Source organism: Kibdelosporangium aridum, assembly GCF_900176515.1.
GTDB lineage: Bacteria > Actinomycetota > Actinomycetes > Mycobacteriales > Pseudonocardiaceae > Kibdelosporangium > Kibdelosporangium aridum.
In genome coordinates this window covers 978,998-999,189 of the sequence record NZ_FWXV01000002.1, presented here as the reverse complement: position 1 = coordinate 999,189, position 20,192 = coordinate 978,998, and the positions used below count along the sequence as shown (strand labels likewise).

Genomic DNA, 20,192 nt, shown 5'->3' with positions numbered 1-20,192 from the left:
AGGGGGTTACTGGCCGGTTGTGGACAACCAGATTTGCGAACGGTCCGCTGGTGCGGCGTCAGCCCGCCGTGCGAGGTGTTGACGAGAGCAGTGCCCGTACGTCCTCGGCGCGCGGGTCGTCCAAGTCCGTGAAGATGGCGAGGGCGTCGTGCCAGGACTCGCGGGCGGCCTCGGCTTCCCCGGTGTCGAGCAGCAAACGGCCTCTGCTGTGCAGGGTTTCCGCTTCGCCCCAGCGGTCGCCGATTTCGCGTCGTGTTGCCAGGGCTTGCTCGAAGTTTGCCAGGGCGTCCTCTGGCTTGCGCAGTCGTGCGTACAGGTCCCCGAGTTTGACCAGGGTGTAGCCCTCGCCGTGTTTGTCCGCGATTTCGCGGAAGATGTCCAGCGCTTGGGTCAGTTCGTCGAGTGCTTCGTCGTATCGTCCTAGTTCGCGCAAGGCGGTTCCGAGTGAGGCGCGCGCGATTCCCTGGCCTTGTTTGTTCGCGGTCAGCAGGGCTTCGTTGCCTGCGTGTTCGCGTTCGACTTCCGAGCGGATCCGGAGCGCTTCGAACAGGGAGTCCGCTGCCGCCGCGAACTCGTTCTGGTCGCAGTCGACGAACCCGATCGCCGTGAGTGTCCACGCCAGGCCGACTTGGTCGTTGATCTGCTTGCGGATTTCCAGGGCTTCGGCGAGGTGTTCCTTCGCGTCCTTGAACCTTCGGAGCTCACGGAAGCCGTGCGCGACGTTGTTCAACGTCCACGCCTCGCCGAAGCGGTCACCTAGCCGTCGGGCGCCTGCGATGCCGAGTTCGTGCGCGCTGATCCATGGGCTCCACCGTTTGCGCAGGAACACGAAGTTGAAGCTGCCGACCGGGATTTTCCAGGCGATCGCGTCTTCGCCGTATTCGAGTGCCAGCCGGGGTGCGGCGATCAGGTTCGGCATTTCGGCTTCGCACCATGCCAAGGCCTCGTCGTACGAACCGAACGTCAATGTGGGCAACGAGAACGGGCATGGCTCGAGCGGCGGGTCGAAGCGCTGCGGGGACAGCACATGGTTCGCCTCGAAGCACGTCTGCAAGTACCAGTGCAGAACTCGTTGTACCGCAAGGTTCCGGGCCTCAAGCGGTTCCTCTTCGAGTGCGCGTTCAGCCGCGTAGACGCGCAACAGGTCGTGGCACCGGTACCGGCCGCCACCCAGGCCTTGAACCAGGTGTACGCCAACGAGACGGTCGAGCAGTCGGCGTGCGTGGGGCACAGGGATGTCGGCCATCGCCGCTGCGGCATGCACGCTCAGGTGCGGGCCGCGATGCAGGCCGATCAGCCGGAACATCCGGGCTGCCTCGCCGGACAGGTCACGGTATGACCAGGAGAACACCGTCCGCACGGCGACCGAGTCGTCGTCTGTGGACAGTACGTCGAGGCGTTCTTCTTCCGCGCCAAGCTCATCGGCGAGTTCGTCCACCGAGTGGTGCGGGTGGGTCGCGACGCGTTCGGCCGCGATCCGCAGGGCGAGCGGCAAATGGCCGCATCGGCGGGCGAGGCCTGCCGTGGCCTCTGGTTCGTCGTCGGTCCGGGAGGTGCCAATCACCGTACGCAACAACAGGATTGACTCTTCTTCGCTCAGCGGCCCGAGCGTGATCCGCTGGTCCTGCCTGATCGGCAGGCCGCCGAGGCGCATTCTGCTCGTCACGATCACGCCGCACCCCGCGGAGCCGGGCAGCAGGTGTTCGATCTGACGAGAATCACGCGCGTTGTCCAGCACGAGCAGAATCCGGCTGCCGTCGAGCAATGACCGGTACAGGGCTGCGCGCTGGCTCGTCGACGACGGGATCGCGGCGGCGCTCGTGCCCAGTGCGACGAGGAATTCCTCGAGTACGACGTCCGGCCGGGACGGCTGGCCGTCCGGTGAGTAGCCGTGCAGGTCGACGTACAGCTGCCCGTCGGGGAACCGGTCTTTCACTTGGTGCGCCAGACGCAATGCCAACGCTGTTTTGCCAACGCCCGGTGGCCCGTCGATGGCGACTGTCCACGGTGTACCGGTCATGTCGCCCGACAGGGCAAGGTCCAATTGGCTCAGTTGATGCTCGCGGCCGACGAATGTAGCCGCTGCCGCGGGCAACTGGGCCAGTCTCGGCAGGCCTTCCGACGTCGCCAGCGCGATCAGCTGGCCGCTCGCCTCGAGGACTTGGTCGCAGCGCCTGGCCAGTTCCGTGGTCGGCGGTTTGTCCCCGGTTTCGACTTTGCCGATGTACCCGCGGGTGTAATTGACCAGCTCAGCCAGCTTCTGCAGGGACAGGCCGCGCCGGGTGCGCAGCCTGCGGAGCTCACGTCCGAATGGCGAGCTGTCATCCCCCAGCTTCACCTGCGGCATGTCTCCAGACCCAATCGTGTCGACGCCCCCACCCGAGGATTTCAGGGTTCTGGCTGCCAGAACAACCTGGGTGATCAGCGTCCCTCGATTGGAGTAGCCCTAACCACGAGGAGTCGCGGTCGTGATCAGCTCGGCCCAGTTCGGCCCCGCATCCGACCACTCCAGACCGGTGCGCACTACGGCGACCGTGGAGGTCTTGAAGGTGGTGTGGGTGCCGGTCAACAGCTCGACCAGGTCTTCCATGTCCGGGTTGTGGCCGACGAGCATCGCCGAGGTGACCTCCGGCGGCAGGTCACGGACCACTTCGAGCAACGGGCCGTAGTAGATCTTGGCGTGGTGCCGGACTTCGGGCTGTGTGGCCAGTTCGGCTGACGCCAGGTCCCATGTCTGCCGAGCCCTGAGCGCGGTCGAGCACACCACGAGCTGCAGGTCGGGCACGTTCTCGTTGAGCCAGCGGCCGACCTCCGGAGCGTCCCGGCGGCCGCGATCGCCAAGCGGGCGCTCCAGGTCGGGCACACCGTCCGGCCAGGCCGACTTGGCGTGCCGCAGCAGCGTGAGTTTCCTGGTCACCGGCCCAAAACTAGCAGGGTGAGGCCGACGAGATGATGGTCCGAAGTGTCGTTCAGCCGAGCCAGCGGCGAGCTCGCGACTGGCCAGAACACCTCGGAGTGCAGCGGGATCAAGCCGTACGACGGCAGCACGTAGTCCACGCGCAGGTTGCCGGGCGCGTTGTCGTTGAAGTCGCCGGTGTCGTAGCGCGGGTTGGTGCCGTGCTTGAGGTTCGCGCCGCCTTGCGTCTCCGCGGCTTCGACCGCACCGCGGCTGCTCGGCTTGGTGTCGATCAGCCGTCGCGAGTCCAAGAGCTGCTGGATCGCGCCCGGCACGCTGTCGCCGTCGATCGGGTCGGAGTTGTTGTCCCCGGCGATGACGAACTTGGCGCCACGCGGCAGCCCGCCGCGCTTGCCCTTGTCGTCGTAGAGGTAACCGGCCTTACCAGTGATGTAGTCGGCCCAAAGCCGGATCTCGTCGTGGTTGCGTGTGCCATTCCGATCTTCGGCGCCGTCGAATGCGGGCGGAGTCGGGTGGGAAACCAGGAAATGTACGGTTTGCCCCTTTATTCGCAGCGGCACATCCCAGTGCGATTTCGAGGAAAGCCGGAACACGTCGAGGGCTTGCGGCGAGTACCAGTCCGCCTTCGCCGGCGTGGCCGGGTCGTCCGGCAGCAGCGCGCCCGGCATGTCCTTCCAGCGGAAGTTCTGGAACGTGCGGACGCCCGAGCGGTCGATCGGGAACTTCGACAATACGAGCATGCCGTACTGACCTGGGAAAAGCCCGAAACCGTACGCGTCGTCCGGCCCGTCGGCGCGGCCGTCGCGGTTGAAGTCCAGGCCGCTCGGCACGCCGGTGTTCACTGGCGCGGTGTAGGCGTACGGGTAGTCGATCGGCTCGGCGCCGTTCTGGCCGCGCCGCAGGTAGTTGGCGCGGAACAGCTCGGCGGCCTGATTGTCCGGCACGTAGTCGAATTCGTTGATCAGCAGCACGTCCGGCCGGTCGAGCTGGATGACCTCGGCGACCTTGCGGGCCTGCGCGTTGTCCGGGGTGGACAGATCGGCGACCAGCTGCCCGGCGGCCGACCGGTTGAGCGAGGCGTTGAACGTCGAGAAACGGACCTTCTCCGGTCCGAAGCCGCGCTGTTCAGCCTGGGCAGGCTGGGCGGCGACCGCACCTAACAGGACACACGCAAGCAGCACCCGAATTCGCACAGCGGATGACTCTGCCACGCGTGAGCAACTGTCGCACCCACCCTGGGGTGAACTTTCGGTTCAGCCATCCAGGGGGCAAATAGTCCGTTGGATGGTGTTCACATGGACCGATTGTTTGTATGTTAGGCCGCCGATGAACCCATTTGGGTTAACCCAAAGGAGTTGTCTCGGTTGTCTCTCCCTGCACGGGCAACCGGTGTGACCGCTGCCGCCGCGGCCGTCGCATTGGTCCTGCTCATCCCTGCTCAGGCGCAGTCCGCGCCCAAGGCCGTGTCCGACCAGCCGGTCGACACGGTCAACGCGATCGCCTTGTCCGTGGTCAACGACATCCCGGTCGCGAAGGTCAAACAAATCGTCCGCAGCGATCACTTCCAGGTCGACCAGGAAGGCCGGATCAGATCGGTCGAGAAGAAGAACGCTCCGGCGGCGGCTCCGGCCGCGACGCTGGCCGTGCCGCCTGGCGTCGACGTGTTCAAGCTGCACAGCCGTCAGGGCTCGAACCGCACGATCTACCTCGACTTCACTGGTCACAGCGTCGAAGGCACGGCGTGGAACGGCGGTGCCCGCATCGACGCCCCGCCCTATGACGCCGACGGCAACCCGTCGTCCTACAACGACGCCGAGCGGGAGGCCATCTACCAGGCGTTCCTTGCTGTAGCCGAGGACTACCGGTCGTTCGACGTCGACGTGACCACCGAGGAAACGACCGAGGACAAGATCACCCGGTCCGGCTCCTCGGACCAGGTCTACGGCACCCGCGCGGTGATCACGCCCAAGGACGTCACCAACTGCCGTTGTGGTGGTCAGGCGTACATCGGCACGTTCGACGAGGCCAACCGGCACGCGAACTACCAGCCCGCCTGGGCGTACGCGACCAGTAACTACGACGGCAAGTCGATCGCCGAGATCGTCTCCCACGAGACCGGCCACAACCTGGGCCTCGGTCACGACGGTCAGTCCACTGGCGTCGAGTACTACGGCGGCCACACCAACTGGGCGCCGATCATGGGCGTCGGCTACGGCCAGCCGGTCACGCAGTGGAGCAAGGGCGAGTACACCAACGCCAACAACACCGAGGACGATCTGTCGGTCATCCCAGCCAATGGCGCCCCCACATTGGCTGACGACTTCCCGAACGACTCGGGCTCGGCCGCGTCGCTGACCGACAACACGCCGGTCACCGGAATCATCAGTACGGACGCCGACGTGGACGTGTTCGCCATCCAGCACGCGGGTGGAACGTTGACCGCGAAGGCGTTGCCCGCGATCTTCGCTCCAGACCTGGACATCAAGCTCACGGTCCGGGATGCGAGCGGCACGGTCGTCGCGACCGTCGACCCGCCGGTGCGACGCGTGAACACCAACGAGGCGAGCGGGTTGGACGCGAGCTTCTCGCAGAGCCTCGCGGCCGGCCGGTACACGTTCCAGGTCGAAGGCACGGGCGCCGGCAACCCGGCCAGCAACGGCTACTCCGGCTACGCGACGCTCGGCCAGTTCACACTGACCGTCGACGCGGGCTAACGCAGTACGAACACCTTCGTCAGGCCGAACGGCGATCCCGCCGTTCGGCGCCTGGCGTGGACGAGTCTGCGCGTGATCGCGGCCCGGCCGGTGGCGAGGATCGTCTGCTCCTCGACCGGGTTGTAATAGATGATCTTGAGTTCCCTCGGGTTGCGGTCGAGTGTGGCGACCAAGCGCTCGATCACCGTGGTGAAGACCGGTCCTTGGAACGGGTTGTTGAAGAACACCACGCTCACGTCGTCCGGGATCTCGTACTCGAGCACGTCGGTCTGCACGAGTTCGATGTCGCGGCAGTGGAGGCGTTGGCGGGTCCGCCGCACGTTGTCCTGCGCGATCTTGTGCAGCTCGTCGGACAGTTCGACGCCGATCACCCGGCCGAACGGGAACCTCGCTGCCTCAAGCACCATCCGGCCCATGCCCGAGCCGAAGTCGATGAACACGTCGCGGCCGGTGATCTCCTTGCGCGACAAGGTGCGGCGCAGAGTCCGCCAGCTCGCGGCGACGTAGTACCCGCGCCCCTCGCTGTCGATGCCGAGCTTGTCCAGCTCGATCAGCTCCGCGGTGCGGACGCCGTAGCGCTTCTCGTATGCCAGCTGGCCAAGGGTCCTGCGGAGCCGGGCGTAAGTGGTCTTCATGGCTCGCTTCCGGTCGGAGGGATGCATCCGATAGGTCCGATTTCACCCGGCCCGGCGTTACCGCCCCAGTCCGACGACTGCCCACAAGGGCTGTCCGAGGGAATAAAACAGACGCCCTAAGATGTTCTCAGCTGAGAACGTTGGCAACTGAAAGGTTCTGGGGTGTCTGACTTCAATACGCAGGTGATCGAGGAATTCCGCGCGAACGAGGGCAAAGTCGGCGGCATGTTCGACGGCGCGACGATGACCATCCTGACCACGACGGGTGCCAAGAGCGGCCGGTCGGTCAGCAGCCCGCTGGTGTACCTGCCGGATGGTGACCGCATCGTGATCATCGCGTCCAACGGTGGCGCGGACAAGAACCCGGCCTGGTACCACAACATCAAGGCCAACCCCGATGTCACCGTCGAGGTCGGCGCGGAGAAGTACGAAGGCAAGGCCGAGGAAGTCACCGACCGCGCCGAGCGTGACGCGCTGTACGCCCGCATGGTCGAGCGGGCGCCCGGCTTCGCGGACTACGAGCGCAACACCAAGCGCTTGATCCCCGTGATTGCCGTCTACCGCAAGAACTGATGTCCACTCTGGACGGACGATGAACTAGCCGTCAGGTTTGGAAAGTACGGCGGTAGGCGTCCGGAGGCACGCCAACCGTGCGATTGAAGTGACGACGAAGCGTCGCGGCGGTACCCATTCCGGTCGCCGCCGCGATGACGTCGACGCTGTTGTTGGTGGTCTCCAATAGCTCCTGGGCGCGACGGATCCGTTGTGTCAACAGCCATTGCAGCGGAGTGGTACCGGTCGCCGACCGGAAGTGGCGGCCCAGGTGGCGTGAACTCAAGTTCGCCTGCCTGGCCATGTCCTCCACAGTCAACGGTTCGTCCAACCGTTCCAGCACCCAGGGGAACAACTCTGTCAGCGGGTGATTGTCCTTGGCAGGCACGGGAGTCGGCACGAATTGGGCCTGCCCGCCAGCCCGATGAGGTGGCACAACCAAGTTGCGCGCAACCGTGTTGGCTATCGCTGAACCGTGGTCGGAGCGGACCATGTGAAGGCACAAGTCCATCGCCGCAGCTTTGCCCGCGGAAGTGAGTACGGTGCCGTTGTCGACGTAGAGCACGTCCGGATCGACCTCGACCTGCGGATATCGAGCGGCCAACGCGTCCGCATGTGTCCAGTGCGTGGTCGCACGCTTCCCGTCCAGCAGCCCTGCGGCGGCCAGTACAAAGGCGCCCGTACAGAGCGAGGCCACGCGAGCACCCCCCTCATGCGCCGCGCGTACCGCGTCGACCAGGTCAGCGGGTGGATCCCGCTCCACATCGGCCAACGCCGGAACGATCACTGTGTCGGCCCGTACGAGCTGGTCAAGGCCGCGATCCGGCTCGATCCCGAACCGTCCCGCCCGCACTGGGCGATCCCCGCAGACCGCGATCTCGTACCACTGCCTGACCGCCTCCGAGCCGAAGACTTCGTAGGCCATCGCCAGCTCGAAGTGGAGCATTCCGTCGGTGGCGGCCACCGCGACAGAACTCATGTCCGAAATTGTACGCATCACGTCGTTCCGGACACTGGTCAGCGACCGCCGCGATGATCAGGATGTCCAGTGTGGACAAGGTGATGGTGTACGGGGCCTACGGGCACACCGGACGATTTGTGGTGGCAGAGCTGGAAAAGCGCGGGTACGAACCGCTCCCGTCCGGCCGTGACGCGAACAAACTGGCGGAGTTCCCAGGAGCCCGGCCAGCCTCGGTCGACGACCCAGCTTCGCTGGACCGCGCCATGGACGGCGCGGCGGCCGTGATCAACTGCGCCGGACCGTTCGCGGCGACTGCGGCACCGGTGATCGACGCGGCAGCGCGCGCAGGCATCCCGTACGTGGACGTGGCTGCCGAGATCGAGGCCAACATCGACACGTTCAAGGTGGACGTGTCCACGTTGGTGGTCCCGGCAATGGCCTTTTTCGGTGGCCTCGGCGACCTGATGGCCACAGCCGCGATGGGCGACTGGACGTCGGCTGACTCCGTGCACGTCGCTTACGCGCTGAGCAGCTGGCACCCAACTGCCGGAACCCGTGCAGCGGGCGCGGTCTCCCGGGAGCGACGCAACGGCCGCCGCATCCGCTACGCCAACGGCCAACTGGAGTACCGCGACGACGCCCCACCGACCGAGGAGTGGACGTTCCCAGCTCCACTCGGCACCCAGCCGGTGATCGGCGAGTTCTCCATGGCCGACATCGTCACGATCCCCACGCACCTCGACGTGCATGAAGTGCGCACGTACATGACGACCAAGGCAGCCAAGGACGTGTTGACCCAGCCGGTATCCGACGAGCGCACGGCCGAGTCGTTCGTGGTCGACGTGATCGTGCGATCGGGAGCAGTAGAGCGTCGAATTGTCGCTCGCGGCCAGGACATCTACGCCGTCACCGCGCCGCTCGCGGTGGAAGCCGTCCACCGCGTCCTCAGCGGACAGACGAACGCGACCGGGGTCGTATCCGCAGGTGAGGCCTTCGATTCGGAAGATTTCCTGCGCGCGCTGTCACCGCAAGTGGAGGTCGAAATCGTGGGGGTATGGGGGGCTCGGCCCCCCAAAATTACGACGAGCGACTCGGCGAGGTTGCAAAGCAACCGAGCAGAGTCGCCCTGAGGGAGTGGGCCCCCGGGGGATCGAACCCCGAACCCGCGGATTAAAAGTCCGCTGCTCTGCCAATTGAGCTAGAGGCCCTAACTGCACCTAGCCTACCTAGTCGCGCGACCGAGTTATGCGGAGGCCTCACACCGCTGTGACCAGCATGTAGCTCATACCCAGCGACATGACTACCCGCGGCGCGCACGGCGGGCGTGTCGCAGACCACAGTGCATAAGCCAGGAAGTACGCGGCAAGCGCCCACGCGATGTACGGCAGGGCGAGGCCGGGCTGGTGGATCACCCAGGGACCGGACATGTGGTGGGCGTCGTGGGTGCCTGCGGCGAGCATGTAGGCCATCGCGGCGCCTGCCACGGCGAGGTCGAGTCGGCCGCGGATCGCTGCACAGGCTGTGAGCAGACAGAACAGCGTCAACCAACTGGCAGGTGAGAGGGGCCCGCCGACGGGTGACGACATCACCGCCATACCGGTTGCCATGATGACGTGGGCGACGTCGGCGGCACGGTCACCGTCGGGGTATGACGGATGCCGCCCGGCTGTGGCCAGGCGGCGTATGTGGAAGCCGGCGGTTGCCAGGAACGCGAGGGTGAGCAGCCACCGGATCCAGATCGGGCCGGCCATGCCCCCGTGCTAGGAGGGCGTGGTCGCCAGCAGTGCGTCCAGTGCACCGTCTTTCACGTCGCTGACCAGCGCGTGCAGTTGCGCGAGGCTCATCTGGATGCGCTGCCCGAAGTCGTCGGTGATCACGACGCGCTGCTCTTCCGTCGCGTCCGCGTCGATCCACAGTTCCGGGCAGCCGCAGTTGCACTGCCCGCAGAAGGTGGCGATCCGTTCGAGCTTGCTCATTGTCCTTGCCGTCCTCGGGTGCGGCGAAAATTCCGACTAGCAACCAAAGCAGAGCGCCTACGGTGCAGACCATCGGGCAATCAGGCGATTGACCGACACACACGGGGGATTACGCCTCGTGACGGATCACAGGGCGGTTACTCCATGCCGGTATTTGCACGTAGCCATAGGGGCGTGGTGTTGACTCTGTGACCATGGGAGCTCCGGTCAGTGCGCCGCCGACGCAGCGGGGTGACGCCGTGCGACGGATGGCTCGCTCCGCGCGCACCACGCCAGGTCGGTTGGGGATCATCGCGAGCGCGCTCGTGGTGCTGAGTGTGCTGACGGGTTTTGTCGCGGCCTTGGCGCTGCAGACGAAGCAGAACACGATCAGCAATCTCACCGAACATCGCGAACCGCTTGCCGCTGCGGCACAACAGATCTACCGGTCGCTCTCGGACGCCGACGCGACCGCATCGAGCGCGTTCCTCTCCGGCGGCCTGGAACCGGCCGTGCTGCGCGAACGCTACGAGGTCGACATGGCGCAGGCGGGTGCCGCGCTGGCCAAGGCAGCGTCGGATATCGGCGGGATTCCGGAGGCCGAGAAACAGGTCGACACGCTCGGCCAGCAGTTGCCGGTCTACGCCGGCCTGGTCGAGACGGCACGGACGAACAACCGCTTCGGATTGCCGATCGGTGCGGCCTATCTGCGTGAGGCGTCGACCTTGATGCGGACGAAGCTCCTGCCCGCGGCGCAGGAGCTCTACCGGATCGACGTCGGCAGGCTCACCGACGAACAGGACGACGCGACGAGCTTCCCGTGGCTGACGGTCGCGCTCACGGTTGTGCTGCTGGGCGCCTTGATCGCCACCCAAGTGCATCTCACGCGCAAGACCAACCGGCTCGTCAACGTCGGGCTCCTGGTCGCCACGATCGCCGTCGGCATCGGGCTGATCTGGGGCGTGGCCGCGGGTTGGGTGTCCGCCGCGGCTGTCGGCAGCGCGCGGGACGACGGCTCGCAGCAAGTGGATGTGTTGGTACAAGCCAGGATCGTGGCCTTGAAGTGCCGTGCCGACGAGACCCTCACGTTGGTCGCGCGTGGCGACGGCGCGATGTACGAGAAGGAATGGCAGGAGCTCGCGCCGACGATCTCCGGCAAGGGCGGCAGCGACAAGGATCTGCTGGTCAAGGCCCGTGAGGCGGCGACGGACTCGACGATCAGCCAGCAGGTCCGCGGCGCCATCGACAACGCGCAGGCCTGGCAGGAAGCGCACCGCCAGTTGCGTGAGCTCGACGACGGCGGCCAGTACGAGCGGGCCGTCGACATGGCCATCGGCGACAAGGACGACAGCGCGGCCAAGGCCTTCAACAGGTTGGACGAGAACCTCTCCGGTGCTATTCAGAAAGGCAGGGAGAAGTTCGTCGAGGCGACATCCTCGGCCGAGAACGCGCTGACCGGGCTGGTGCCCGGCGTCGCGGTGCTCGCGTTGATCGGCGCGGGCGGCGCCTTGGTGGGGATTCGGCAACGGCTGCGGGAGTACCGGTGATGAAACGAGTCGCACTGCTGCTTGTGGCGGCATTCGCGCTGACCGCGTGCGGCGGGCCGGGGCGCCCTGTCGACCTCGCCGTGGTGACGTCCGCCGACCGCCCGGAGCCGGAAGGATCCGGGCCAGGTCAAGCCAACGCCGCCGGCTCGCAGACGCCTGACTGCGGCGACCCGACAGCCAGCCTGCGGCCCGCCGGCCTCGGTATCGGCTCAGGCTCGACGATGGCCAAGATCAAGGAACGCGGCCGGTTGATCGCCGGTGTCGACCAGAACACGTACCTGTTCGGCTTCCGCAACCCGGCGACCAACGCCCTCGAGGGCTTTGACATCGACATGGCCAAGCAGGTGGCCAAGGCGATCTTCAACGACGAGAGCAAGATCCAGTTCAAGGTGATCAGCTCGCGCGACCGGGAAAAGGTGCTGGAAGCAGGCGAGGTCGACATCGTCGTGCGGACGTACACGATCAACTGCGAACGGCTGCAGAAGGTCGCGTTCTCGACCGTCTACTACACGACCGGGCAGCGCGTGCTCGTGCCGAAAGGCGCGCCGGTCAGCAGCATCGACGACCTCGCTGGCAAGAAGGTGTGCGCGAACGCGGGATCGACCTCGCTCGCCCAGATCGCCAAGCACCCGGCCAAACCCGTGCCGTGGTCGGTGATCAACTGGTCGGACTGCCTGGTGTTGCTGCAACAGGGCCAGGTCGCCGCGATCTCGACGGACGAGCCGATCCTGGTCGGGATGGTGGCGCAGGACCCGGCCGTGAAGATCGTCGGTCCGAAGCTGACCGAGGAGCCGTACGGCATCGGCATTCCCAAGGGGAACGTCGACATGGTCAAGTTCGTCAACGCCGTGCTGGATCGCGCCCGCGGCGACGGCTCGTGGCAGCAGAGCTACAACCGGTGGGTGGCGGAGCGGCTCGGCGAGTCCGCGACCCCACCCGCGCCGAAGTACCGGGACTGACAAGGGGAAGCACCGATGGCCAAGTGTCAGCGACCGGGATGTGGCGGCGAGACGGCGTTCGGCAAGTGCACCCAGTGCGGCGCACCGGACCAGCAGGCGTGGACGCCACCACAGCAGCCTCCGAGGCGTGAGGACGAAGCCGGGACCGGCTGGTTCCGGCATCCCGACGTGCTCAGCGGCTCCCAGCCCTCCCCGCCGAAGCCGAGTGCCCCCAATGCCACTTCGGGGGCGCAGCCGCCACATCGACCGTCCACGCAGCCGCCGCAGCCGCCGCGGCCGGTCACCCAGTCACAGCAAGCACCTCAACCCAAGGCCAAGCCTGATCCGGAAACCTTGACCATCAGGCCGGTCACGCCGCCGCACGGGCAGCCCGCACCGGCGCCAGGCCAATGGGCCCAAGGGGTTCAGGTCCCGGCTGTCCAACCCCAAGAGATGCATTCGCCGCTCGCGGACGTACCACAGCCGACGAGCGTCCTGGCGACCGCGGAACCGACGCAGAGCATCGTCCCGCCGAAGCCGGTTGTCGAGGAAGCCCCGCCGTCACAGGACTCCCAGCCCCGCAGCGACTCGGTGCCGTTCCCGGGACCTGGCCACGGCACGGGTTCGCGGCGGACGAGTTCCCGTGTCGCCCGCGGCCGTGGACTCGGTGCCGGTCTGGTCGACGTTCCCCCGGTGCCCTACCGGGATCCCACGTCGGCCGTGATGACCGATCCCGTTGTCGCGGAGAACAAACGGTTCTGCGGCAACTGTGGTGCCGCGGTCGGCCGTGGTGCCGACGGCGAACCGGGTGCCGCGGAGGGCGAGTGCCCGAACTGCGGGGCGCGGTTCTCCTTCAAGCCGCGACTTCGCCGCGGGGACATCCTCGGCGGGCAGTACGAGGTGCTCGGCTGCCTTGCGTACGGCGGTCTCGGCTGGATCTACCTGGCCAAGGACCACAACGTCAGTGACCGGTGGGTGGTGCTCAAGGGCCTGATCGACACCGGTGACCCGACCGCGCTGGCCGCGGCCGTCGCCGAGCAGCGGTTCCTGGCGCAGGTCGAACACGCGAACATCCTCAAGATCTACAACTTCGTGCAGGCGCCGGACCCGACCACAGGGACCTCGGTCGGCTACATCGTGATGGAGTACGTCGGCGGCCAGTCGTTGCGGCAGATCGCGCTGGAACACCACCGCACGCTCGGCCGCGCCGAGCCGCTGCCGATCGGCCAGGTGATCGCGTACGGCCTGGAGATCCTGCCTGCCATGGGTTACCTGCACAGCATCGGCTTGCTGTACTGCGATCTCAAGCCGGACAACGTGATCCAGACCAACGAGACCCTGAAGCTGATCGACCTTGGCGCGGTCCGCCGCGAGGACGATTACGAGAGCCCGTTGTTCTTCACGCTCGGCTACAGCGCGCCTGAGCTGTCCGAACGTGGCGCTTCGGTGGCGTCCGACATCTACACGGTCGGCCGCACGCTGGCGGTGTTGTCGATCGAGTTCACCGGGTACACCGGCAAATACCGGCACACGTTGCCGGGCCCGGACGAGATGCCGCTGTTCAAACTGTTCGACTCCTACTACCGGGTGCTCAAGCGGGCAACGCACCCCGACCCGGACCGCCGGTTCCCGACGGCCGAGGACATGGCCGAGCAGCTGACCGGTGTGCTGCGCGAAGTGATGGCGCTCGGCACGAACCGGCCGCGCCCCGGTGTGTCCACAGTGTTCGGTCCGGAGCCGCGGACCTTCGGCGCCACCGTGCAGACCGACGAACGTGGTGTGTCGCTGACGGTGCCGGATCCGTCCGAAGTGATCGGTGCGTTGCCGGTGCCCCAAGTGGACACCGACGACCCGGCGGCCGGTGTGCTCGCCGCGACCGTGGCGTCGGATCTGAACGACCTCGTGGAGGCGCTTACCCACGCACCGCAGAACTCCGTCGAGGTGCGACTGCGGATGATGCGCGCCCGCACCGAGCTCGGGGACATCGCCCGCGCGTCCGGCGAGCTGGAACTGGCCAGGCGGATGGCCTCGGACCCGCATGACTGGCGTCTGCAGTGGCACCGTGGCCTGCTTGAGCTCGCGATGCGGCGGCCGAACGAGGCTCGCGCGGCGTTCGACGCCGTGTACGACGCCCTTCCGGGTGAAGCCGCGCCGAAACTGGCGCTGGGGATCAGCCTCGAATACCTGCGGGACTACTTCGGCGCCGCACGTTTCTACGAGCAGGTCTGGCGGACCGACCGCTCGTACGTCAGCGCGGCCTTCGGTTTGGTACGGGTGTACCTCGCCCAAGGCGCACGTGCGGGTGCGATCGAGGTGCTCGAGTCCGTTCCGGACAGCTCGAGCCATTACGTTGCGGCACAGGTCGCCGCGATCAAGATCAAGGCCCGGGCCCACGAAGTGGCGAAGCTGGCCGAGCCCGACCTGTACGACGCGGCACGCCGACTCGAAAGGCTCGCGTTGGACGCGGAACGTCGCACACAGTTGTCGGTCGAGGTGCTGGAAGCGGCATACGGGTGGGTGAAAGCGGGCCGTCCGGGTGGTGGTCACGCGACCGGAACTGTCTTGGGCTGCAACCTTTCCGAGCGTGAACTACGCTTTGGTCTGGAGCGCTGCTACCGCGCTCTGGCGCGGCTGGCCAGCACACCGGAACAACGCCACGAGCTGGTCGACCGCGCCAACGCCATCCGCCCGAGGACACTCACCTGATGTGGAGACATATAGGTCGCGTGTGGACGAACGGTGAGCAGTTCCTGGTCATGGACAGGTACTTCCTGTACGCCTGGCAAGGCGAAAAGGACCAAGTGGACGCTCTCGCGGATCTGCACTGGTCGGAGACCGCGACGCAGGTCGGTACCGGAATGGCCGCGGTGGTGGCGGTCGACGGAGCGGTGAAACCGGAAGGCTGGCTCGAGGTCTTCAAGAACCGCAAGACCATCGCGATCGTGCAGGCGCAAGGCGAGCCGTACTCCCGAGCACTGGGCAAGGCGCTGGAGTACCCGGCCGACGGCGACCACGTCGGCGACGTCGTCCCGGTACCCAGCGGCGACATGTACTTCTTCTCCTCGATGCTCGGCGGTGACGGCGACTGGCCCAAAGCCAAGCCCGGCAAGGCACCCGTCAGCTGGGAGCCCGCCGAGGACGCACCCAACGGCCTGCGCTTCGACGTACCCCGCGGTGATTACGTGCTGCAAGTTCGGTGGATGACGGAGCCGGACGGGGAGACGTGCTTCGCGCGCTGGCTGTTCACGCCCGTCTTCATCTGATCAGCTGGGCTTCCGGGTAGATCTGCCGGTCGAACAGCGAAGTGTGCGTGTCTTCCAGGTGTTCGGCGAAGAACGCGGCGAGGTACGTGCGCTGGATCGTGACACTTCGACGTGGGTCGATGGTCCCGATCGCCGCACTTCGCTTGTCCGCCGGGAGGCCAGGGAGCTGCGTCAGCATCACCTGGGCGTCGGTGAAACTCGAGTGCTCGGCCGCGGGCAGGTACAGGTCCCGCTGCCAGCCGGTTGACTTCACCCAGAACGACCTCCAGTCGTCGGAGTGCTGGTGGTTGTGCGGTTCGCCGCTGCTCAAACCGCCGCCCATCAGCAGAAACGGCCGGTCCACGCCGGTCGTCGCGGCCTGGCCCGCGCGCGGATCCATGCTGCCGTCGAGGTTGGCACCGGCGTCGATCCGGCTATCGATGATCATCGCTTCCGCGGTGGTGAATCCACCCATCGAGTGACCGAACATGCCCACTGCGGACAGATCGACGCCCCGGGCGCCCAGCTCGTCCAGCACGAACGACGTGTCCTGTGCGCGCGTCCGCATCACCGTGGCGTTGTCCACGCCCCGGCCGAGCACCTCGGTCCGGTCGGGGAACTGCACCGGCCCGGTGAACGTGTGGTCGACCGTGACCACGAGGTATCCCCGGCTGGCCAGGTCCTCGACCAGGACCGTGCCCATCGACCGGGAGTGCCCGCCACCTGGCGAGTAGATGATCACTGGCCGGTGGCCGGGCAAGCGTGGAGCGTCGAGCCGGGCGTGTGTCTTCGTGCCCGCGAAGTCGGCCATCCCGGGGGTGATCCCGGCCGAGGCGAAGTTCTTGTCGTAGAAGTCCGCCACACCCGGCTTGAACTGGCTGGCCACCGGCCGCGCCGACGGCCAGGCCGGGTACCACAGTGACACCATGAGCTCGCGGGGTTTGGCCGACCACGGATCGAGCCGGTCATGGTCGGTCAGATGCAGTTCCGTCGTGCCAATCGGATACGGGCCGGTTGGACCGGAAAGCGTCATCCTCGCAGGCGCCGCGATCGCCGTCCCGGCCGGAATGAGTAGCGCTGTCAGCAGCACTGCGGTCATTTTTCTGAGCATGCGCCCTATGTTCTTCACCACGCGGGCCGAGGCCATCTGCCTTGTGGCAGTAACCGGACTATCCGAAAGTCATAGATCGACCAGGCCCGCCTCGTACGCGATGATCGCCGCACGAACCCGATTGGACACCTGAAGGCTCCGCAGGATCGCACTGACGAAGACCTTCACGGTGCCTTCGACGATGTGCAGCCGTTTGCCGATCTCCGCATTGGAAAGTCCTTGACCGACCAGCGCGAGCACTTCGCGTTCGCGCGCGGTCAGCGCGCCGACCAGCTCGCGGGCCTCAGGCCGGCCGGGGTTGACGTTCTGGATGGCCCATTTCGCGATCTTCGGCGACAGATACGCGGCGCCCTCGGCGACCGCCCGGATCCCGGCGAACAACTCGCGCGGATCCCCGGTCTTGAGCAGGAAACCGCTGGCGCCACTGCTGAACGCCGTCGCGATGTGCTCGTCATCGGAGAAGGTGGTCAGCATGATCACGCCCGCCCGCGGCACAGTCCGGGTGATCTCGGCGGCCGCTCTCAGCCCGTCGAGCTTGGGCATCATGATGTCCAGCAGCACGACATCGGGCTGGTGTGCCTGCGTGAGCTGGACGGCTTCGTGCCCGTCCGCTGCCTCGGCGACGACCTCGAACTCCGGCTCGACGGCCAGCACCGCCCGGACGCCCGCGCGGGTCAACGGTTCGTCGTCGGCCAGCAGCACACGGATCACGGAACGTCCTTTCGTGGCACGATCTGCTTGTCGGCCAATCGTCCGTCAACGAAGCACAGCCGGTAGTACAGCCGATCGTCGCGCTGTTCGGTCGCCCAATACCGTTGGCAGGCGTCACTGTCCTGGTCCGGGTTGCCGAGCATGGGGAACAACGGCAGCTTATCTTCCACAGAGGACTGTTCGGCGCCGACTGGGAGGCTGTCGAACACGGCAGGGGCGAGTCGGTTGTTCAGTCCAGCCACGACGTAGAAAGCCCCGCCTACCAGGAGAATCGTGGCCGCGGCGATCGCCGGGACCTTCAACGCCTGCGCAGGGTTCTGCTTTGCCTGCGGTAGCGGGATCGTGGCGCGCAGCTCGAATCCGCCGTCCTTCGGTCCCGCGTGGACGGTCAGGTGTTCTTTCAACCTGGCCAGACCTGTCCCGCTGGACACGGTTTCGCCGGATTCACCAGGCCCGCTGGTGATTGTGACGGTGTTGTCGACGCGGCGGATCGTGACGGGCGCGCCCCTGGCATGCTTGGCCGCGTTCGTAAGACCTTCCTGAACGACCTGGTATGCCAGCTCAGGCAGGTCATCAGGCGCGTCGATCTCCATGCCCGCGGCACGGGACCGTTCGATGAGCCCGTTGACACCGGTGCTTTCCTTGGCGCTGTCCAACATCACGATGATCTCGTGCAACCGCTCGGTCGCGTGCGCCACGTCAGCACGCAGCTCGCCCGCCAACTGCTGGTACTTCGGTGGAAGGTCCGTGGCGACTTCGAGTGCGGCGGCCCGCAGTGCGATCAATCCCCATTGGTGACCAAGGGAATCGTGCATGTCGCGGGCGATCCGGGCCCGTTCGTGGCTGATCTGGAACTCCCGCTGCCGTTCCAGCAACGCGGCCCGCTCCCACCCCGCCGCGGCGATTTCCGTGCGCTGCTGGCGAAATCGCCCGACCAGCCACGGTGCCATCACCGCGACGAGCAAGACGAGCACAGAGACGAACCAGTCGTAGAGCCCGACGGTCAAACCGTTGACCAGCACACTGACCGGAAGGACCGCGAGCACAGGCAGGAAGTTGATCCCCGCGACCCGCCGCCCGGCGAGGTAGCTGTACACCGCGACCGCGAGCAACGGCCATACCTGCGTCAAGGGCGCTCGCAGGACAGCCTCGGCTGTGGCGGCGGTGACCAGGACGGACAACGTCACAACGGGAAAGCGTTCGAAAAGGATCGCGGCCACGCCGAGGACGGCCAAGCCGATCGCCAGCTCGATCCAGTTTGCCTCTACGAAAAGCGGGACAAGGGGAATCGCCGCAGGCCACAGCGATTTCCATGGGACGGACATATTCCATGGTTATCACGGCCGCCGAGTGTCATGATCCGCTTATGGAGCTCCTGCCACACAACCCGTCCTCAGGCGTGTACCCGGCTTCGGATGACTACGTGCACGCGATGGAAGTCCGCAACCCGTCGCGGCTGGTCTATGTCGCCGGAACCATGGGCCTTGACCAGCACGGCGTGCCTGCCGCGAGCCTCGAGGAACAACTCGGCCTGATCTGGAACAACATCAGGACGATCCTGGCCGCCGCGGACATGACTGTGGACAACATCGTGCGGCTGACCAGCTACCTGCGTGACCCGGTCTACGCGGAGGCCAACGCTCGGGCGCGGGTCGAGGCGTTGAAGGGCCGCCCTGTCCCGACGACCGCGATAGTCGCTCAGACTCTGGAGAGTAGCTGGCTCGTCGAAATCGAGGTCATCGCCGCGGATTGACCTGCATCGTACCGACGGGCCGTTCGTGAATCTGGTTGTCCACAACCGACCAGTAGCCCCTTTCACCAGCACATATCCCGATAGACTGGCCAGGGGGCGTCCCCCGGGAGTGGTGAGGCCTGACGATGGTCAAGATCGAGTCGGGTCATCCTGGTCGACCTCGATGACGCCGAATTCCCGCCGTCTCTCCGCGTCCACATCGGTGGGCCAGATCGTCGTCCTGTCCGCGAGAGCGCCGGTCAGAACGGCCCGATCAAGGATCGCCCCGGTCAGGTTGGCGCCGCGAAGGTCCGCGTAACTCAGGTCGGCGTCGCGCAGGTTCACATCCTGCAGGCAAGTCCGCGTGAGGTTGGCTCTCGCCAACTGTGAGCGTTCGAGGTACGCCCGGCGGAGGTCAGCGCCGGTCAAATCGGCGTGCTCCAGTTGCACCTTGGCCAACACGGCGCGCGCGAGGTTGGCGTGCCGGAATTGCGCGCCGGCCAAGCGTGCGCCTCGAAGTGCGACGCTGCGGAGATCCACTCGCGACAGGTACATCACTTCCTCGGGTTGAGATGGGGTGCGGCGCCCCAAGACGCCCATCGCCGCCTGAATGTCGGGTGCACGGACACGCATCCACGGCAAATGCTCGTCTACGGACTGAGTGGGGTGTTGCGGTCCATCGGGAGCGCCGACAGGCCAGGGTGCGTGGTTACGCACAAAGGCAGCAAGGATGTATTGGATGGTGCTCCGGTCCGATGGGGAGTTCCTCGCGATTCGCTCCAGTGAGTAGATCCCGCCAATGCGCACGTCACGGTTGTCGCTCCCGATTTGATCGACGGCACGGGTGAAGCGCTCGGTGATCTGCCCATCGCGGTTGACGTAGGCCTGTCGCCACGCTGCCGCCGCGCCAGCGGTGACCAGCAGCCCTGCGGTCAGTTGAAGCAGGGTGGCGCGGACGTTGTTCTGTAGTTGGGCTTGTGCTTGTCGCAGTTGGATGCGTATCTCCGCGCTCGGCACACCTTGGAGCTCGGCGTCGCTCAGTGGTGGATGGAGCCACTGCGGCACCAGCGTCAGCCCGACGATCACGATGCTGAGCAGGCCGATGATTCCTACTGCCGCGCGCCAGAGCGTTTGTCGTGTCACAAGATGTGAGTCTTGTCCGGCCTTGTGACGCTGT

General features: G+C 66.3%; 19 protein-coding genes and 1 tRNA gene. 8 read left to right on the top strand and 12 right to left on the bottom strand.

Annotation, left to right across the window (positions count from 1 at the left end):
• Positions 1–58: 58 nt before the first annotated feature.
• The 3 genes from B9C43_RS14245 to B9C43_RS14235 all read right to left on the bottom strand — a co-directional run bounded on the left by B9C43_RS14245 (position 59) and on the right by B9C43_RS14235 (position 4,110).
• A complete protein-coding gene (locus tag B9C43_RS14245; RefSeq protein WP_084426751.1) occupies positions 59–2,347 on the bottom strand; it encodes an ATP-binding protein in 2,289 nt (762 codons plus the stop codon).
• Between the two features lie 99 nt (positions 2,348–2,446).
• Positions 2,447–2,917: a SixA phosphatase family protein gene (locus tag B9C43_RS14240; RefSeq protein ID WP_084426748.1), complete on the bottom strand. Its 471-nt coding sequence runs from the start codon at positions 2,915–2,917 to the stop codon at positions 2,447–2,449.
• Positions 2,914–4,110, bottom strand: a complete 1,197-nt coding sequence (locus tag B9C43_RS14235; protein ID WP_143446330.1) for an endonuclease/exonuclease/phosphatase family protein — start codon at positions 4,108–4,110, stop codon at positions 2,914–2,916. The genes B9C43_RS14240 and B9C43_RS14235 overlap by 4 nt, the downstream gene beginning before the upstream one ends.
• Before the next feature lie 171 nt (positions 4,111–4,281).
• Here B9C43_RS14235 and B9C43_RS14230 point away from each other — a divergent pair, with 171 nt between their 5' ends.
• Positions 4,282–5,631 carry a zinc-dependent metalloprotease family protein gene (locus B9C43_RS14230; RefSeq protein WP_160096511.1) on the top strand — a complete coding sequence of 450 codons (1,350 nt, stop codon included), beginning with the start codon at positions 4,282–4,284 and terminating at the stop codon, positions 5,629–5,631.
• On the opposite strand, the gene B9C43_RS14225 is transcribed toward B9C43_RS14230, so the two are convergent.
• Positions 5,628–6,266 (bottom strand): class I SAM-dependent methyltransferase, encoded by a 639-nt coding sequence (locus B9C43_RS14225; protein WP_084426742.1) that lies wholly within the window; start codon positions 6,264–6,266, stop codon positions 5,628–5,630. The two genes, B9C43_RS14230 and B9C43_RS14225, sit on opposite strands and share 4 nt — an antisense overlap.
• 162 nt (positions 6,267–6,428) lie before the next feature.
• Here B9C43_RS14225 and B9C43_RS14220 point away from each other — a divergent pair, with 162 nt between their 5' ends.
• On the top strand, positions 6,429–6,839 hold the full coding sequence (locus tag B9C43_RS14220) for a nitroreductase family deazaflavin-dependent oxidoreductase (protein WP_143446328.1): 411 nt from the start codon (positions 6,429–6,431) through the stop codon (positions 6,837–6,839).
• Between the two features lie 31 nt (positions 6,840–6,870).
• On the opposite strand, the gene B9C43_RS14215 is transcribed toward B9C43_RS14220, so the two are convergent.
• Positions 6,871–7,797: a helix-turn-helix domain-containing protein gene (locus tag B9C43_RS14215; RefSeq protein ID WP_084426739.1), complete on the bottom strand. Its 927-nt coding sequence runs from the start codon at positions 7,795–7,797 to the stop codon at positions 6,871–6,873.
• Positions 7,798–7,859: 62 nt separating this feature from the next.
• On the opposite strand from B9C43_RS14215, the gene B9C43_RS14210 reads away from it, so the two are divergent.
• The gene (locus B9C43_RS14210; protein WP_084426736.1) at positions 7,860–8,909 is read left to right on the top strand and encodes a saccharopine dehydrogenase NADP-binding domain-containing protein; all 1,050 of its coding nucleotides are present in this window, start codon (positions 7,860–7,862) and stop codon (positions 8,907–8,909) included.
• 5 nt (positions 8,910–8,914) lie between these two features.
• On the opposite strand, the gene B9C43_RS14205 is transcribed toward B9C43_RS14210, so the two are convergent.
• From B9C43_RS14205 to B9C43_RS14195, 3 genes are all read right to left on the bottom strand, one after another.
• Positions 8,915–8,987, bottom strand: a tRNA-Lys gene (locus B9C43_RS14205).
• 48 nt (positions 8,988–9,035) lie between these two features.
• A complete protein-coding gene (locus tag B9C43_RS14200; protein WP_084426733.1) occupies positions 9,036–9,530 on the bottom strand; it encodes a DUF5134 domain-containing protein in 495 nt (164 codons plus the stop codon).
• 9 nt (positions 9,531–9,539) lie between these two features.
• Positions 9,540–9,755: a hypothetical protein gene (locus tag B9C43_RS14195; protein WP_033382119.1), complete on the bottom strand. Its 216-nt coding sequence runs from the start codon at positions 9,753–9,755 to the stop codon at positions 9,540–9,542.
• A gap of 194 nt (positions 9,756–9,949) precedes the next feature.
• On the opposite strand from B9C43_RS14195, the gene B9C43_RS14190 reads away from it, so the two are divergent.
• From B9C43_RS14190 to B9C43_RS14175, 4 genes are read left to right on the top strand one after another with little or no spacing between them, the layout of a single operon-like run.
• Positions 9,950–11,281, top strand: a complete 1,332-nt coding sequence (locus tag B9C43_RS14190) for a hypothetical protein (protein ID WP_033382118.1) — start codon at positions 9,950–9,952, stop codon at positions 11,279–11,281.
• Positions 11,281–12,240: a glutamate ABC transporter substrate-binding protein gene (locus B9C43_RS14185; RefSeq protein WP_084426730.1), complete on the top strand. Its 960-nt coding sequence runs from the start codon at positions 11,281–11,283 to the stop codon at positions 12,238–12,240. Before B9C43_RS14190 ends, B9C43_RS14185 begins: the two co-directional genes overlap by 1 nt.
• 15 nt (positions 12,241–12,255) lie before the next feature.
• Complete coding sequence (locus B9C43_RS14180; RefSeq protein ID WP_084426727.1) at positions 12,256–14,925, top strand: serine/threonine-protein kinase; 2,670 nt, start codon at positions 12,256–12,258, stop codon at positions 14,923–14,925.
• Positions 14,925–15,482, top strand: coding sequence for a hypothetical protein (locus tag B9C43_RS14175; protein WP_033382116.1), 558 nt, complete (start codon positions 14,925–14,927; stop codon positions 15,480–15,482). Before B9C43_RS14180 ends, B9C43_RS14175 begins: the two co-directional genes overlap by 1 nt.
• On the opposite strand, the gene B9C43_RS14170 is transcribed toward B9C43_RS14175, so the two are convergent.
• From B9C43_RS14170 to B9C43_RS14160, 3 genes are all read right to left on the bottom strand, one after another.
• Positions 15,475–16,560 (bottom strand): alpha/beta hydrolase family protein, encoded by a 1,086-nt coding sequence (locus B9C43_RS14170; protein ID WP_084426724.1) that lies wholly within the window; start codon positions 16,558–16,560, stop codon positions 15,475–15,477. The two genes, B9C43_RS14175 and B9C43_RS14170, sit on opposite strands and share 8 nt — an antisense overlap.
• An 81-nt stretch (positions 16,561–16,641) precedes the next feature.
• Positions 16,642–17,283: a response regulator gene (locus B9C43_RS14165; RefSeq protein ID WP_084426721.1), complete on the bottom strand. Its 642-nt coding sequence runs from the start codon at positions 17,281–17,283 to the stop codon at positions 16,642–16,644.
• Complete coding sequence (locus B9C43_RS14160; protein WP_084426718.1) at positions 17,280–18,608, bottom strand: sensor histidine kinase; 1,329 nt, start codon at positions 18,606–18,608, stop codon at positions 17,280–17,282. Before B9C43_RS14160 ends, B9C43_RS14165 begins: the two co-directional genes overlap by 4 nt.
• 41 nt (positions 18,609–18,649) lie before the next feature.
• Between B9C43_RS14160 and B9C43_RS14155 the strand changes: the two genes are divergently transcribed.
• Complete coding sequence (locus tag B9C43_RS14155; protein ID WP_033382112.1) at positions 18,650–19,036, top strand: RidA family protein; 387 nt, start codon at positions 18,650–18,652, stop codon at positions 19,034–19,036.
• Positions 19,037–19,165: 129 nt separating this feature from the next.
• Here the strand turns inward: B9C43_RS14155 and B9C43_RS58455 are convergent, their stop codons facing one another.
• Positions 19,166–20,158, bottom strand: coding sequence for a pentapeptide repeat-containing protein (locus B9C43_RS58455; RefSeq protein ID WP_051895177.1), 993 nt, complete (start codon positions 20,156–20,158; stop codon positions 19,166–19,168).
• Positions 20,159–20,192 lie beyond the last annotated feature (34 nt).

Bases quoted from the DNA above. Each gene is read 5' to 3' on its own strand.
- B9C43_RS14245 (WP_084426751.1), bottom strand. From the start codon at position 2,347: ATGCCGCAGGTGAAGCTGGGGGATGACAGCTCGCCATTCGGACGTGAG.
- B9C43_RS14225 (WP_084426742.1), bottom strand. From the start codon at position 6,266: ATGAAGACCACTTACGCCCGGCTCCGCAGGACCCTTGGCCAGCTGGCA.
- B9C43_RS14215 (WP_084426739.1), bottom strand. From the start codon at position 7,797: ATGAGTTCTGTCGCGGTGGCCGCCACCGACGGAATGCTCCACTTCGAG.
- B9C43_RS14210 (WP_084426736.1), top strand. From the start codon at position 7,860: ATGTCCAGTGTGGACAAGGTGATGGTGTACGGGGCCTACGGGCACACC.
- B9C43_RS14200 (WP_084426733.1), bottom strand. From the start codon at position 9,530: ATGGCCGGCCCGATCTGGATCCGGTGGCTGCTCACCCTCGCGTTCCTG.
- B9C43_RS14195 (WP_033382119.1), bottom strand. From the start codon at position 9,755: ATGAGCAAGCTCGAACGGATCGCCACCTTCTGCGGGCAGTGCAACTGC.
- B9C43_RS14190 (WP_033382118.1), top strand. From the start codon at position 9,950: ATGGGAGCTCCGGTCAGTGCGCCGCCGACGCAGCGGGGTGACGCCGTG.
- B9C43_RS14185 (WP_084426730.1), top strand. From the start codon at position 11,281: ATGAAACGAGTCGCACTGCTGCTTGTGGCGGCATTCGCGCTGACCGCG.
- B9C43_RS14180 (WP_084426727.1), top strand. From the start codon at position 12,256: ATGGCCAAGTGTCAGCGACCGGGATGTGGCGGCGAGACGGCGTTCGGC.
- B9C43_RS14175 (WP_033382116.1), top strand. From the start codon at position 14,925: ATGTGGAGACATATAGGTCGCGTGTGGACGAACGGTGAGCAGTTCCTG.
- B9C43_RS14170 (WP_084426724.1), bottom strand. From the start codon at position 16,560: ATGACCGCAGTGCTGCTGACAGCGCTACTCATTCCGGCCGGGACGGCG.
- B9C43_RS14160 (WP_084426718.1), bottom strand. From the start codon at position 18,608: ATGTCCGTCCCATGGAAATCGCTGTGGCCTGCGGCGATTCCCCTTGTC.
- B9C43_RS14155 (WP_033382112.1), top strand. From the start codon at position 18,650: ATGGAGCTCCTGCCACACAACCCGTCCTCAGGCGTGTACCCGGCTTCG.